Raw genomic sequence first — 13,675 nt, 5'->3', positions numbered from 1 at the left:
GCAAAACTTGCCAGTTGTCATGGCGTGGGCCATGTTCTGTAGCAAGATTTTGTCGTGAGGAGGGAGTATGGAGAAAATTGTGCTCGATGCCACGGACCGCGCGCTGCTGCGGCTGTTGCAGCGTGATGCCAGCCTGTCATTGGCGGCACTGGCGGAGTCGGTGCATCTGACCACCTCACCCTGCTGGAAACGCCTCAAGCGGCTGGAGGAATGCGGGGTGATCACCGCGCGGGTGGCGCTGCTGGATGCCGAGCGGGTCGGGCTGGGGCTGACCGCCTTCGTGCAACTCAAGACCCGCGATCATTCGCGGGCCTGGTTCGAGCGGTTCGTGGCGGTGATCGAGGAGATCGAGGAGGTCACCGAGTTCTATCGCATGGCGGGCGACTACGACTACCTGCTCAAGGTTCAGGTCGCGGACATGAATGCCTACGACCGTGTCTACAAGCAGCTGGTCAATACCCTCGATGACCTCACCGATGTCTCGGCACGCTTCGCGATGGAGTGTCTCAAGTCGACCACCGCGCTTCCGGTGTGAAACGCACGTCTCAGTAGCCGTGTTCCAGACTGATGCCCGTCAGGGACTCACCGCGCTGCACGCGGCGGATGTTCTCCGCCAGCTGGTCGGCGGCCTCGGAGACCGGGGTCGGGGCGGCGGCGTGCGGGGTGATGATCACCTTCGGGTGCTGCCACAGCGGGCTGTCGCCGGCGAGCGGCTCATGCTGGAAGACATCCAGCAGCGCGCCGCGCAACTGATCCTTCTCCAGCGCCGCGAGCAGATCCTCCTCGACCACGCTGCTGCCGCGGCCGGGATTGATCAGTACGGCGTCACCGGGCAGGGCCGCGAAGACCTCTGCATTCAGCACGTCGCGAGTGGCGGTGGTGTTGGGCAGCAGGTTGATCACCGCCTTGAGGCCAAGCGTTTCATCTCCCAGCACTGCCTTGAGCGAGCGACCGCCTTCCCCCTGTTCATGGTGGCAGGTCACGCCCTCCAGGGTGTGGGCGCTGCGGCTGAAGCCATGCACGGGGTAGCCGTCTGCCGCCAGCGCCTCGGCGATCTGCCGGCCGATGGCACCCAGGCCGAGCACCGCGACCGGATAATGCCTGGCGCGCACCACGCGATGTGGCGCCCAGTGACGCTCTGACTGCTGGACAGCGTAGCGATCGAAGTCACGTCGGAAGTGCAGCAGGCCGTAGCGCACGTAATCGAGCATGTGGCTGGCCATACCGGCATCGCGCAGCTTGAGCACCGGCACCTCTCGAGGCAGGGCGGGATTGGCCAGCAGGCTGTCCACGCCGGCACCCAGATTGAGAATCGCCTTCACGTCGTGTTCGCGATGCCGCTCGAACAGTGCCGCCGGCGGTGCCCACACCACCAGGATGTCGCCCAGGGTCTCGCCGTCATCGGCGAGGATCTCGATGTCGCTGCTGTCCAGACGCTCACGCAGTGCCTCGCACCAGCGTTCTGCCCGCTCGTGATGTACCAGAATTCGCATGTGGCTCATCTGAAAGAGTCTCCTGAAAGGTCCTGGAGTATTTCCCGGTGATGTCGTGATGATGGCGCGGCCCTTGCAAGGGCCGAAGGGAAGGGCGACAGTGCCAGAGTCGCCTTTGACCCGCTGTCGGCAGAGTGACAGACTCGAATCAAGAGGGGAATTCGGATGTTCGCATATACGTTGACGGCTCTGGGCACCAGAGGCGCGCGTAAGGCTCCGCCCCGACGTGCTGCTTGCCTCAAGGCCTGATTGAACAGGAGCGCTGCATGAGCCAATTCCCGTCGCATCCGCCTATTGCCCAGCCTCCATTCGCGGGGCTCAACAACTTGCCGAATGGCGAAGCGCAGGCGATGCCCGACAACTGGGTACCGCGGCCACTGTCGGCCGGACGCCAGGCCTTCACCATCGGGGAATATCACGCCCGTATCCAGCGTGTCCGGGAAGCGATGGCGCGTGCCGGCATCGATGTGATGGTGATTTCCGACCCCTCCAACATGGCCTGGTTGACCGGTTATGACGGCTGGTCCTTCTATGTGCACCAATGTGTACTGCTGGGTCTGAGCGGTGAGCCAGTCTGGTACGGACGCCGTCAGGACGGCAACGGCGCGCTGCGTACCTGCTGGATGGGCGAGGACAACATCCTGTGGTATCCGGATTACTACGTGCAGAATCCGGACATGCATCCGATGGAGTTTCTCGCCCAGTCGATCCTGCCGCAGCGCGGCTGGCACGACGGCGTGGTGGGGGTCGAACTCGACAACTACTACTACTCGGCACGTGCCCATCTGGCGCTGGTCAAGGAGTTGCCCCACGCGCGACTGGTGGACGCCAACTCGCTGGTCAACTGGTGTCGGGCGATCAAGTCCGAGCAGGAGATCGCCTACATGCGCGTGGCGGGGCGCATCGTCGAGCGCATGCACTCGCGCATCCTCGAGATGATCGAGCCGGGCCTGCCCAAGAGCGCACTGGTCGCCGAGATCTATCGTGTCGGGGTCGAGGGTGTGGTCGGGCCGAATGGCGAGATTCTCGGCGGCGACTATCCGGCCATCGTGCCATTGCTGCCGACCGGCAGTGATGCCGCTGCCCCTCACCTGACCTGGGATGACACGCCGTTTCGCGAGGGCGAGGGCACCTTCTTCGAGATCGCCGGCTGCTACAAGCGCTATCACGCGCCGCTCTCGCGCACCGTGTTTCTCGGTCGGCCGCCGCGCGATTTCGTGCGTGGTGAGTCCGCCCTGCTGGAAGGCATCGAAAGCGGCCTGGCCATCGCCAGACCGGGCAATCGCTGCTGCGACATCGCGCTGGCGCTGGGCGCGGCGATGGACAAGTACGGCTTCGACCGGGGGGGCGCACGTTGCGGCTATCCCATCGGCATCAGCTATCCGCCGGATTGGGGCGAGCGCACCATGAGTCTGCGCCCCAGTGACGAGACGGTGCTGGAACCGGGCATGACCTTCCACTTCATGCCCGGCATGTGGATGGATGACTGGGGGCTCGAGATCACCGAGTCGATCCTGATCACCGAGAATGGTGCCGAGCCATTGTGTGACGTGCCCCGCCAGCTGTTCGTCAAGTGACGGGCTGGCCGTTCGTCAGTGATGCGATGCCATACGCCTTTGTTGTTGTGAGTTCGTCCGGCCAAGGAGGCCTGTCATGCGTGAATCTCCCGTCAGCCTGACCATTGACCTGAACGCCGATGGCCTTCAGCACGGCTTCTTCAAGCTGCCGATTTCCACCGATGAGTCTGCCTGGGGTGCCGTGATGACCCCGATCAGCGTGATCGCCAACGGTGAAGGCCCCACGGTGCTGCTCACCGGCGGCAATCACGGTGACGAGTACGAGGGCATCACCGCGCTCTACAAGCTGGCGGCCCGCCTCACGCCCGAGGACGTGCAGGGGCGTGTCATCATCGTGCCGACCATGAATGCGCTGGCGGCCAAGGCCGGCCGGCGCTGCTCGCCACTTGATGGCGGCAATCTCAATCGCAGCTTCCCCGGCGATCCCGAGGGGGGACCTACCGAGCAGATCGCCGACTATTTCACCCGGGTGCTGGTACCGCAGTGTGACTACGCGCTGGACCTGCATTCCGGTGGCCGCACCCTGGATATCCTGCCGTTCGCGGCCGCGCACCGCCTGGACTATCTCGAGGCGTCGCTGGGCGTGGAGCAGTGCCGTCATCAGGAAGCCGAGAGTCTGGCCGGCGCGCTGGCCTTCGGTGCGCCTTCGGCGATGATGATGTTCGAGCTGGATGCCGAGGCGCTCTACGACACTGCCGTGGAACGCCAGGGCAAGGTCTTCGTCACCACGGAGCTGGGGGGCGGCGGTTCCACCACGCCTGAGCGCCAGGCGATCGCCGACCGTGGCGTCGACAACTTCCTCGCCTTCAGTGGCGTGCTGCGCGAACGCAGTCGTGCCGATCTGGAAGGCGATGTCGAGCGACGCCATGCCGACCAGGCGGCCAGGCCGCTGCTGATCGACATGCCGGATGCCAGCTGCTACGTGCAGAGTGAGCATGAAGGCCTGCTGGAACTGTGCGTGGCGCTGGGTGAGCAGGTCAGCGCGGGGCAGTGCGTGGCTCGGGTCTACCCGCTGGGGCGGGCCGGTCAGCCCGCGGTGGAATATCGTGCTGAGCGCGACGGCGTGCTGGTGGCACGGCGCTTCCCGGCGCAGGTCAGTCTCGGCGATACGCTGGCGGTGATCGCTGAGGTGGTGGACGACCTGGCGCGAGATGCCTCATGAGTTCAGGCGCTGCGCGCGCGATGCCCGCGCCCAGGCTTGATGCCTTCGATCTGAAGATTCTGGCGATCCTCGAGCGCGATGGTCGCATCACCAAGTCGCGGCTGGCCGAGGAGATCAATCTGTCGGTCAGCCCGTGCTGGGAGCGGGTCAAGCGCCTTGAGCAGGCCGGCATCATCGAGGGCTATTCGGCGCGCATCAATCAGGCGCTGCTCGAGGCGCAGCGCGGCGGCGCCGTGGTGGCAGCCCCGCGCACGCCGGTATGGGTGGAGATACACCTCAAGCATCACGATGCCGAGAGCTTCCAGCGCTTCGAGCGCGCCATGCGCGAGGCGGACGAGGTGATCGAGTGTGTGGCGGTCGGCGGCGGCGTGGATTATCTGCTGCGTCTCGAGACGGCGAGCATCGATGCCTACCAGCGATTGATCGACCGCTGGCTGGTCTCCGAGCTGGGGATCGATCGTTACTTCACCTACATCGTCACCAAGCAGGTAAAATAGCGCGCCATTGCAGCCGACCTTCCTCTTTCGTAGCGCGAGATATCATCATCATGGCGCCTTCCACCGCCCCTTCAGGCTCCGTTGTCAGCCAGTCCCATGTCCTATCTGACGCGCCTGACGCGCCGGTGCTGATCTTCGATTCGGGGGTCGGAGGACTCTCGGTGGCGGCGGAGATTCGCCGCCAATGGCCGACGTTGCCGCTGGCCTATGTGTGTGACAACGCTGCGCTCCCCTACGGCACCAAGGCCGATGACTGGCTGGTGACGCGCATCGCGCAGGTGTGTGCGGCGGCGGTCGAGGCAAGTGGAGCGCGTGCTCTGGTGGTGGCGTGCAATACCGCCAGCACGCTGGCGCTGCAGGCATTGCGCGAGACGTTGTCGATTCCGGTGATCGGTACCGTACCGGCGATCAAGCCTGCCGCGCTGCTGGCGCGCAGCCGTCAGAGCGCGGTGCGCCGCGCACAGGGCGAGCCGCCAGTGTTCGGCTTGCTGGCCACCTCCGCCACGGTGAGGCGTGCCTATACCGAGCAGTTGATCCATGATTTCGCGGCGGACTGCCAGGTGATTCGCGTCGCGGCGGACCCGCTGGTCGCCGAGGCCGAGCGCCGTCTGCGTGGCGAGGCTGCTCGCCCCGAGGTGGTCGCGGCGAGTCTGGCGGATCTCGCGGCGGTACCGGGGCTGGAGGTGGTGATTCTCGGCTGTACCCACTTCCCGCTGCTCAGCGCGGATATCGCCAGCGCCCTGGGCAGGAATGCGCCGGGTGAACCACCGCTGGCGCTGGTGGATTCCGGCGCGGCGATCGCACGGCGCGTGGCCCAGGTGCTGGAGTTGCCGGCCCGCACGGCGCAGGCCACGCTGGCGCAAGACGAGGTGTCTGACGCAGGCATCGCCCTGGCGACGGATGCCTGTCAGCCCGGCCTTGCCACTGCACTTGAAAGCCAGGGGTTTGCCGCCCCTCGAGGACTCGCGCTCGGCCCCTGACGGCCCCTGTCGCTGCATGAGTCACCAACCCGTGCTTGAGCTTCGCGCTGCCGGTGGTAGGCTAGCGCGCCCAACCTTTGAATGGACGTGATCAGCATGGCTCTCCATGACCTCATCCGCGTCCCTTTGCTCATCGTTTCAGTGCTGCGGTATGCCCGCAGGCAGGAGTCAGTGTGGCCATCGCCGTCGTCGATCCCAGTCAGTATGAACAGCAGCTTGCCGAGAAGGCCGAGCAGACCCGCGCCCGTTTCGCCGCCTTCGATGCGCCAGAGCTCGAGGTGTTTCCCTCGCCGCCCAGTCATTACCGCATGCGCTGCGAATTTCGTATCTGGCATGAGGATGACGACCTCTACTATGCGATGTTCGAGGTGGAATTCGACGACGAGGGCAACAAGAAGAAGACGGTCGTGCGCATGGACGACTTCCCGGTGGCCAGCCAGCGCATCAATACGCTGATGCCGCTGCTGCGTGAGCGGCTCAAGGCCAGTCCGGTGCTGCGTGAGCGTCTGTTCCAGTGTGAATTCCTCACCACCCTGAGTGGCGAGGCACTGGTCACGCTGATCTATCACCGCAAGCTGGAAGAGGACTGGGAAGCCGAGGCGCGCGCGCTGGAGCAGGAACTCGACATCATGATCATCGGGCGTTCACGCAAGCAGCACCTCGTGCTGACGCGCGATCACGTCTTCGAGCGTCTCGAGGTCGATGGACGTGAATATGTCTATCAGCAGGTCGAGAACAGCTTCACCCAGCCCAACGCCGAGATCTGCCGCTCCATGCTCAGCTGGGCGCGCGACGTGACCCATCCGGACAAGGCGCAAGCGGAAGGCCGGGAGCAGGGCGATCTGGTCGAGCTCTATTGTGGCAACGGCAATTTCACCATCGCGCTGGCCGAGAACTTCCGTCGCGTGCTGGCCACCGAGATCTCGCGGACGTCGGTGGCCTCGGCGCAGGTCAATCTGGCGGCCAATGGCATCGACAATGCCCAGGTGGCGCGCATGTCCGCCGAGGACTTCTCGCTGGCACTGGCCGGCGAGAAGGAGGGGCGTCGCGTGGCGGAGATGGACCTCGAGAATCATGACTTCCGCACCGTGCTGGTGGACCCGCCGCGCGCCGGTCTCGATGCCGACAGCTGCGAACAGACCGCGCGCTACGAGCGCATCGTCTATATCTCCTGCAACCCGCAGACGCTGAGCGAGAATCTCGAGGTGCTGTGCCGTACGCATCGCATCGAGCGTTTCGCGCTGTTCGACCAGTTCCCCTATACCGACCACCTGGAGTGTGGGGTCTATCTCGTCAGGAAGTGAGTGAAAGCAGGCGTGTCAGCAAGTGAGAGACGGCGGAGCGTTTTCCGCCTCGACGCTTGAAAAGCCGAGGCCCCGTTGCCAACTAGACTCCAGATCCGGCTCCATGAGCCATCGGGAGTGATAGTGGCGGCGGGGCCTCGTCGTGTCTGTCTCGATGAACGCCTTGTTAGACTTTCGTTTCATGACGCGAGGCGCAAGTCAATACCCGATGCACAGATGTCATGCAGCATGACCAATATGGAACAGGCATGGGGCCGAGGCACAGACTGCGCTAGTCTGTGATGCACTGCATGAGCCTGCGCCTTGGCATCCTGTCACGGGTGCGAGCGCGGGCTCTCTATGACTATTCTTCCTGATACTTCCATCAGGTCAGTCGAGGTGATTGATGCTACACGTGGCGACGGACGGCAAGCAGGAATTCCTTGCGCAGCTCCAAGAGCAGCTGGACAAGCGACTTCCCAAGGACAAGGTGCAGGAAATCGCGGCCTTTGCGCGCGATTATCATGCGACGGCTTCCTTCGAGGACATGGCCGAGCGCAAGCTGGATGACCTCTACGGCTCCACTCTGGCCGTATGGCACTTCCTGCAGAGTCACGCTGCCCCCAAGGTGCGCGCCTACAACCCTGACTTCGAGAAGCATGGTTGGCAGTCCACCCATACCATCATCGAAGTGCTGCACCCGGACATGCCCTTCCTGGTGGACTCGGTGCGCATCGAGCTCAATCGTCGCGGCATCACCGTGCATGCCATCCACAATGCCGTGCTGGCCGTGGCGCGCGATGCCTCCGGTCAGCTGGAGCGCGTGACCGCGCCGCGCGCCGAGAACGCTCCCGAGACGCGCGAGTCACTGATCTATATCGAGATCGATCGTCACAACGATGGCGAAATGCTCGAAGATCTGGAAAACAGCCTGAGTGAAGTGCTGGCTGAAGTGCGGGTCGCCGTGGCGGATTTCGAGGCCATGCGCTCCCAGGGGGCTCAGGCGCTCAGAGAGCTGCGTGACAACCGTCCTGCCACCGTGTCCGAGGCGGATCACCAGGAAGCCTGCGAGTTCATGGAGTGGATGGGCAACGATCACTTCACCTTCCTCGGCTATGACGAATACACCGTCGAAGAGCAGGACGACGGCACTCGCGTGCTGAGCAAGGTCGAGGGTTCCGAGCTTGGCGTCCTGAAGCTGGACCTCGAGCGCTATCACGAGCAGTCCCGCCATCAGCAGAGCGTCAACAGCGATCAGTACGTGCTGATCCCGGAGCTGCTGTCCTTCGCCAAGAGCGCCTTCCACGCCCGCGTGCACCGTCCGGCCTATCCGGACTACATCACTGTCGAGCGCTTCGATGCCGAAGGCCGCGTGATCGGCGAGCGTCGTTTCCTGGGGCTCTACACCTCCACGGTCTACAACCAGAGTCCGCGCAACGTGCCGATTCTGCGTCGCAAGGTGCAGGACGTCATGGAGGCCGCCGGGGTCAACCCGAAGGGCCACAACGGCAAGCACCTGCTGCAGATTCTGGAAGTCTATCCGCGTGATGACCTCTTCCAGATCTCCACGGATGAGCTGACCCGCACCGCCACCAGCATCCTCAATATCCGTGAGCGTCGTCGCGTGCGACTGATCGTGCGTGAAGACCGCTTCGGCAAGTTCTTCTCCGTGCTGGTGTTCGTGCCGCGCGATGTCTACTCCACCGACCTGCGCGTGCGCATCCAGAATCTGCTCTGCGAAGAGCTGGATGCCACCTTCGGTGATTTCACGCCGTATCTGTCCGAGTCCGTGCTGACACGCATCCAGTTCATCCTGCGCTTCAAGGGCGACGAGCCTGGCCAGTACGACATGCGCGCGCTGGAGAACAAGATCGCCCAGCTGGCACGCAGCTGGCGTGACGAGCTGCATGCCGCGATGGTGGAAGGCTTCGGTGAAGAGCAGGCCAATGAACTGATGAGTCGTTATCGCGATGCCTTCCCGGGCAGCTACCGTGATGACTTCTCGCCGCGCACCGCCGTCTACGACGTGGGCCATCTGCGTGCGCTGGATGAAGGCGATGTCGTGGCCTTGAGCACCTATCGTCTGGTCGAGGATGACAACTCGGGTGTCAACCTGAAGCTGTTCCACAAGCATCAGCCGATTCCGCTGTCCGACGTGCTGCCGGTTCTCGAGAACCTGGGGCTGCGCGTCATCGGCGAGCGTCCTTACGAGATCGAGCGCAGCGATGCCACCTGCTGGATCCACGATTTCGATCTGGAGCATCACGGCAAGGGCGCAGTCGAGCTGTCCGAAGTGCGCGAGAGCTTCATCGAAGCCTTCAAGAAGATCTGGTCCGGCGAAGCCGAATCCGACGCCTTCAACCGCCTGATCATCGGCTCCGGCCTTGATTGGCGTGAAGTGGCGATGCTGCGTGCCTACGCGCGTTACCTGAAGCAGATCCGCTTCGGCCTCTCCCAGGCCTACATCGCCAATGCCCTGGGCAGCCATCCGGATATCACCCGCGAGCTGGTGCAGCTGTTCAACCTGCGCTTCGACCCGCAGGGTCAGGGCGATGAGGATGACGTCAGCGCCTGCCGCGAGCGCATCAACGGTCTGCTCGATCAGGTCTCCAGCCTCAACGACGACCGTCTGCTGCGTCGCTACGTGGATCTGATGATGGCCACCCTGCGCACCAACTTCTTCCAGCCGGCGGAAGATGGTCAGGCCAAGGACTACATCAGCTTCAAGCTCGATACCCGTCAGATTCCGGACGTGCCCAAGCCGCGTCCGATGTTCGAGATCTTCGTCTACTCGCCGCGCGTCGAGGGCGTGCACCTGCGCGGTGGCAAGGTCGCGCGCGGTGGTCTGCGCTGGTCCGACCGTCACGAGGACTTCCGCACCGAAGTGCTGGGGCTGGTCAAGGCGCAGCAGGTCAAGAACGCGGTCATCGTGCCGGTGGGTGCCAAGGGCGGCTTCGTCTGCAAGCGCATGCCGGAAAGCAACGACCGTGACGTGATCCAGAAAGAAGGTATCGCCTGCTACCAGATCTTCATCCGCGCACTGCTCGACATCACCGACAACCTGTCCGGTGGTGACGTGGTACCGCCGAACGCCGTCGTGCGCTATGACGAAGACGACCCCTACATGGTGGTCGCGGCGGACAAGGGCACCGCGACCTTCTCCGACATCGCCAATGCCATCTCCAACGAGTACGGCTTCTGGCTGGGCGATGCCTTCGCCTCCGGTGGCGCCAACGGCTATGACCACAAGGGTATGGGCATCACCGCCAAGGGCGCTTGGGTCAGTGTGCAGCGTCACTTCCGCGAGATGGGCATCAACATCCAGGAAGACGAGTTCAGCGTAGTCGGTATCGGTGACATGGCCGGTGACGTCTTCGGCAACGGCATGCTGCTGTCCGAGAAGATCCGTCTGGTCGGTGCCTTCAACCACCGCAACATCTTCGTCGACCCGAACCCGGACACCGCGAAGAGCTTCGCCGAGCGCGAGCGTCTGTTCCGTCTGCCGCGTTCCAGCTGGGACGACTACGACAAGAGTCTGATCAGCGAAGGTGGCGGTCTGTTCTCGCGTGATGCCAAGACCATCACCATCACGCCGCAGATGAAGGAAGTCTTCGACATCCGCGAAGACCGCCTGGCGCCCAACGAGCTGATCAACGCGATGCTCAAGGCGCAGGTCGACCTGATCTGGAACGGCGGTATCGGCACCTACGTCAAGGCCTCCACCGAGACTCACGCCGATGTCGGTGACAAGGCCAACGACGGTCTGCGCATCAACGGCAACGAGCTGCGCTGCAAGGTGGTCGGAGAGGGCGGCAACCTGGGGCTGACCCAGCGTGGCCGCATGGAAGCCGCAGCCAAGCGTGGCGTGCGCGTCAACACCGACTTTATCGACAACGCCGGTGGCGTGAACTGCTCGGATCACGAGGTCAACATCAAGATCCTGCTGGACGACATCGTCGCCCGCGGTGACCTGACCGACAAGCAGCGCAACCAGCAGCTGGCCGAGATGACCGACGAGGTCGGCGAGCTGGTGATCAAGGACAACTATCGCCAGACCCAGGCACTGTCGCTCTCCGAGCTGCAGTCCAAGGAAGGCATGGGTGTCTTCCGTCGCTTCATCAATGAACTCGAAGCGGCCGGTACCCTGGATCGCGAGCTCGAGTTCCTGCCTTCCGATGAGGCGCTGATCGAGCGTTCCAATGCCGGTGAAGCCCTGACCCTGCCGGAACTGTCCGTGCTGGTGTCCTACGCCAAGAGCGATCTCAAGACCAGCCTGATCGCCTCTGACGTGCCGGATGACAGCTACGTGCAGCAGCATCTGGAGCGCGCCTTCCCGCGCGTGCTGATGGAGCGCTTCCCGGAGGAAATGTATCAGCACCGTCTGAAGCGTGAGATCGCCGCCACCCAGATCGCCAATGACCTGGTGGATCACATGGGCATCGCCTTCGTGCGTCGCCTGGAAGACACCACCGGTGCCGGCAAGGCCGAGATTGCGCGTGCCTACATCGTGGCGCGTGACAGCTTCAACCTGGAAGCGCTGTGGACCCAGATCGAGGCGCTGGATCACCAGGTGCCGGCCGACATGCAGTACCGCATGATGAGCGATCTGATGCGCCTGATGCGTCGCGCCACCCGCTGGTTCCTGCGTCAGCGCAGCAGCATGGGCGTCAAGGAGAGCATCTCGCACTTCGCGCCGCGTCTGGCTCAGCTGTCCGAGAGCATCGGCGAGCGCCTCAAGGGCGAAGCCCGCGAGCACTGGGAGGCTCGTCGCGACCACTACGTCGAGGCAGGCGTTCCGGAAGCGCTGGCCAGCACCATCGCGGCGACCTCAAGCCTGTATGCCGGTCTCGGCATCATCGAGGCCGCCAAGGTGACCGGCGAGAAGATCAACCGTGTGGCGGAAGCCTTCTACGGCATCGGCCATCGTCTCGAGCTGCCGTGGGTCGGCGACAAGATCAACGGCCTCGAGGTGCAGGACAGCTGGCAGGCCCAGGCGCGCGAGAGCTTCCGTGATGACCTGGATCGCCAGCAGCTGGCCCTGACCGTCAGCGTGCTCAAGCAGGACAATGCCCCGCGCGAGATCGATGAGCGTGTCGACAACTGGATGGCAAGCCATGAAGGACTGGTCAGCCGCTGGTGCTCACTGCTGGGCGAGATGAAGAGTGGCGCCCAGTTGAGCTTCCCGCTGTTCGCCGTCGCACTGCGTGAACTGGTCGATCTGGCCGAGTCCCGTCGCGAGGCGTGAGCCGGGCAGGAACTCTGCTGACCCGCGATACGCACATCTGTAAGCGTCATCGCTGAACGAAACCCCCGCCAATGGCGGGGGTTTTTTCGTGCAATCAAGAAAATCGCGATTGCCAAGGCTGGGGTAAGGTAACTGTCGTCGAGGGTCTGGTATGCTGAGGGCAGCGAGTGCAACCCCTGTTTCCTGAGCCGCATGGTTGCCGCGATGGCAGCGGTCGGCTTACGTTATCAAGAACTTCAGTACAACAAGGCAGAGACACCATGTCACAACGTGCGTTACCCCTTGCCTGCGCCATTGCGCTCGGCCTCTCCAGTCTCGCATCCCAGGCCGTGCTGGCAGATGGCAGCCCTGCACAGCAGCGCGCCGAAGCCGCTGCGGGCAAGCTGGATATCTCCAAGTTTCTCAAGCCGCGCAGCGATGCCCACAGCCAGAACTTCCAGTTCGGTGGTACCAGTGTCCATCAGTTCACCATCAAGGAAGCCGGACGTTATGAGATCGACGGCAACGCCAACTTCGATGTGAGTGATCCCTACACCCTGGATGCCAGCCTGGAAGACGAGCAGGGTGCGATCATCGCCACGGGCACGGGTGACAGGGCATCGGATGGCCTGAACATGAATGTCGAGCTGGAGCCCGGGGTCTACAAGCTGCGCGTACGCGCCGACAAGCTGGGCGCCGGCAAGTCGGGTGGCAATACCTATGAAGTGAACGTGGCGGGCCTCAGCGAGAGCGGTGAGAAGCTCTCCGCCGAAGAAAGCGGCATCGAGACCGGTGACGGTCTGGTGTTCCTGGACACCGATGGTGATGGCCGTCGCACTGCCTTCGTCGATGCAGACGATGAAGTGGCGACCATCAAGCCGGCCACCGTGGCCGCGGCTGAGCAGGCGGCGCGCGAGCAGAAGGCCGCCGAGACCGGCAACGCTGCCGCGGAAGGTAGCGCTACTGCCGGTGAAGCCGTCGCCAGCACGGCGACTGGCACGGCCGAAGCTGCCACTTCTGCGTCTGCCACCACGGCGGCGGCGACCGGCAGCGCTGCCGTCACCGAGAGTGAAGCGGAGCCGGACCGTCGTTTCGATGAGATCGTCACCGATGTGCGCATTCGCGAGAAGGGCGAGGTCATGACCTTCGATGTCTCCGATCGCGGCACCGTGACCATCGACAGCGAGACCTTCCCGGGCAGCGAAGGTACCTACAAGCTGCAGATGCGCCTGCTGGATGAGAACGGCAATACCGTGGCCAGCGACAAGGGCGAAGGTTTCGAGGGCGACTTCCACCTCGAGACCGTGCTGGAACCGGGGCGCTACACCGTGTGGGTCAGCGGTCAGAAGTTCGGCACTGCCATGGAAGGGGTCAACAACTACACCGTGCGGGTGCGTCAGCTGGACGTCAAATAAGCCCAGCGATCAGACCCTGACAGTGACAAGGAAGGCGGCCCTCG

Annotated in this window: 9 protein-coding genes; 8 read left to right on the top strand and 1 reads right to left on the bottom strand. The window is 63.7% G+C overall.

The features are described from left to right. The first annotated feature begins 67 nt into the window (after positions 1 to 67). Positions 68 to 535, top strand: coding sequence for an Lrp/AsnC family transcriptional regulator (locus tag AC26AR_RS13535; protein ID WP_077378421.1), 468 nt, complete (start codon positions 68 to 70; stop codon positions 533 to 535). Positions 536 to 545: 10 nt separating this feature from the next. Here AC26AR_RS13535 and AC26AR_RS13530 read toward each other — a convergent pair whose 3' ends face one another. Next, positions 546 to 1,502, bottom strand: coding sequence for a 2-hydroxyacid dehydrogenase (locus tag AC26AR_RS13530; RefSeq protein WP_488107200.1), 957 nt, complete (start codon positions 1,500 to 1,502; stop codon positions 546 to 548). A 341-nt stretch (positions 1,503 to 1,843) separates the two neighbouring features. Between AC26AR_RS13530 and doeA the strand changes: the two genes are divergently transcribed. The 7 genes from doeA to AC26AR_RS13495 all read left to right on the top strand — a co-directional run bounded on the left by doeA (position 1,844) and on the right by AC26AR_RS13495 (position 13,631). After that, positions 1,844 to 3,070 (top strand): ectoine hydrolase DoeA, encoded by a 1,227-nt coding sequence (gene doeA / locus AC26AR_RS13525; protein ID WP_077378504.1) that lies wholly within the window; start codon positions 1,844 to 1,846, stop codon positions 3,068 to 3,070. Positions 3,071 to 3,146: 76 nt separating this feature from the next. Then, a complete protein-coding gene (doeB, locus tag AC26AR_RS13520) occupies positions 3,147 to 4,232 on the top strand; it encodes a N(2)-acetyl-L-2,4-diaminobutanoate deacetylase DoeB (RefSeq protein WP_077378423.1) in 1,086 nt (361 codons plus the stop codon). Continuing rightward, positions 4,229 to 4,729, top strand: a complete 501-nt coding sequence (locus tag AC26AR_RS13515) for an Lrp/AsnC family transcriptional regulator (protein WP_240499656.1) — start codon at positions 4,229 to 4,231, stop codon at positions 4,727 to 4,729. Before doeB ends, AC26AR_RS13515 begins: the two co-directional genes overlap by 4 nt. Positions 4,730 to 4,779: 50 nt before the next feature. Next, positions 4,780 to 5,709: a glutamate racemase gene (gene murI, locus AC26AR_RS13510; RefSeq protein WP_176493542.1), complete on the top strand. Its 930-nt coding sequence runs from the start codon at positions 4,780 to 4,782 to the stop codon at positions 5,707 to 5,709. A 173-nt stretch (positions 5,710 to 5,882) separates the two neighbouring features. Beyond that, the gene (gene trmA / locus AC26AR_RS13505; RefSeq protein WP_136938875.1) at positions 5,883 to 7,013 is read left to right on the top strand and encodes a tRNA (uridine(54)-C5)-methyltransferase TrmA; all 1,131 of its coding nucleotides are present in this window, start codon (positions 5,883 to 5,885) and stop codon (positions 7,011 to 7,013) included. A gap of 385 nt (positions 7,014 to 7,398) precedes the next feature. Next, a complete protein-coding gene (locus AC26AR_RS13500; RefSeq protein WP_136938874.1) occupies positions 7,399 to 12,237 on the top strand; it encodes an NAD-glutamate dehydrogenase in 4,839 nt (1,612 codons plus the stop codon). A gap of 260 nt (positions 12,238 to 12,497) precedes the next feature. After that, on the top strand, positions 12,498 to 13,631 hold the full coding sequence (locus tag AC26AR_RS13495; RefSeq protein WP_284728468.1) for a hypothetical protein: 1,134 nt from the start codon (positions 12,498 to 12,500) through the stop codon (positions 13,629 to 13,631). Positions 13,632 to 13,675 lie beyond the last annotated feature (44 nt).

This window comes from Cobetia sp. PS-4MA, from assembly GCF_057670765.1.
This window is presented reverse-complemented; position numbering and strand designations above follow the sequence as displayed.

Bases quoted from the DNA above. Each gene is read 5' to 3' on its own strand.
- AC26AR_RS13515 (WP_240499656.1), top strand. From the start codon at position 4,229: ATGAGTTCAGGCGCTGCGCGCGCGATGCCCGCGCCCAGGCTTGATGCC.
- doeB (WP_077378423.1), top strand. From the start codon at position 3,147: ATGCGTGAATCTCCCGTCAGCCTGACCATTGACCTGAACGCCGATGGC.
- murI (WP_176493542.1), top strand. From the start codon at position 4,780: ATGGCGCCTTCCACCGCCCCTTCAGGCTCCGTTGTCAGCCAGTCCCAT.
- doeA (WP_077378504.1), top strand. From the start codon at position 1,844: ATGCCCGACAACTGGGTACCGCGGCCACTGTCGGCCGGACGCCAGGCC.
- AC26AR_RS13530 (WP_488107200.1), bottom strand. From the start codon at position 1,502: ATGAGCCACATGCGAATTCTGGTACATCACGAGCGGGCAGAACGCTGG.
- AC26AR_RS13535 (WP_077378421.1), top strand. From the start codon at position 68: ATGGAGAAAATTGTGCTCGATGCCACGGACCGCGCGCTGCTGCGGCTG.
- AC26AR_RS13495 (WP_284728468.1), top strand. From the start codon at position 12,498: ATGTCACAACGTGCGTTACCCCTTGCCTGCGCCATTGCGCTCGGCCTC.
- AC26AR_RS13500 (WP_136938874.1), top strand. From the start codon at position 7,399: ATGCTACACGTGGCGACGGACGGCAAGCAGGAATTCCTTGCGCAGCTC.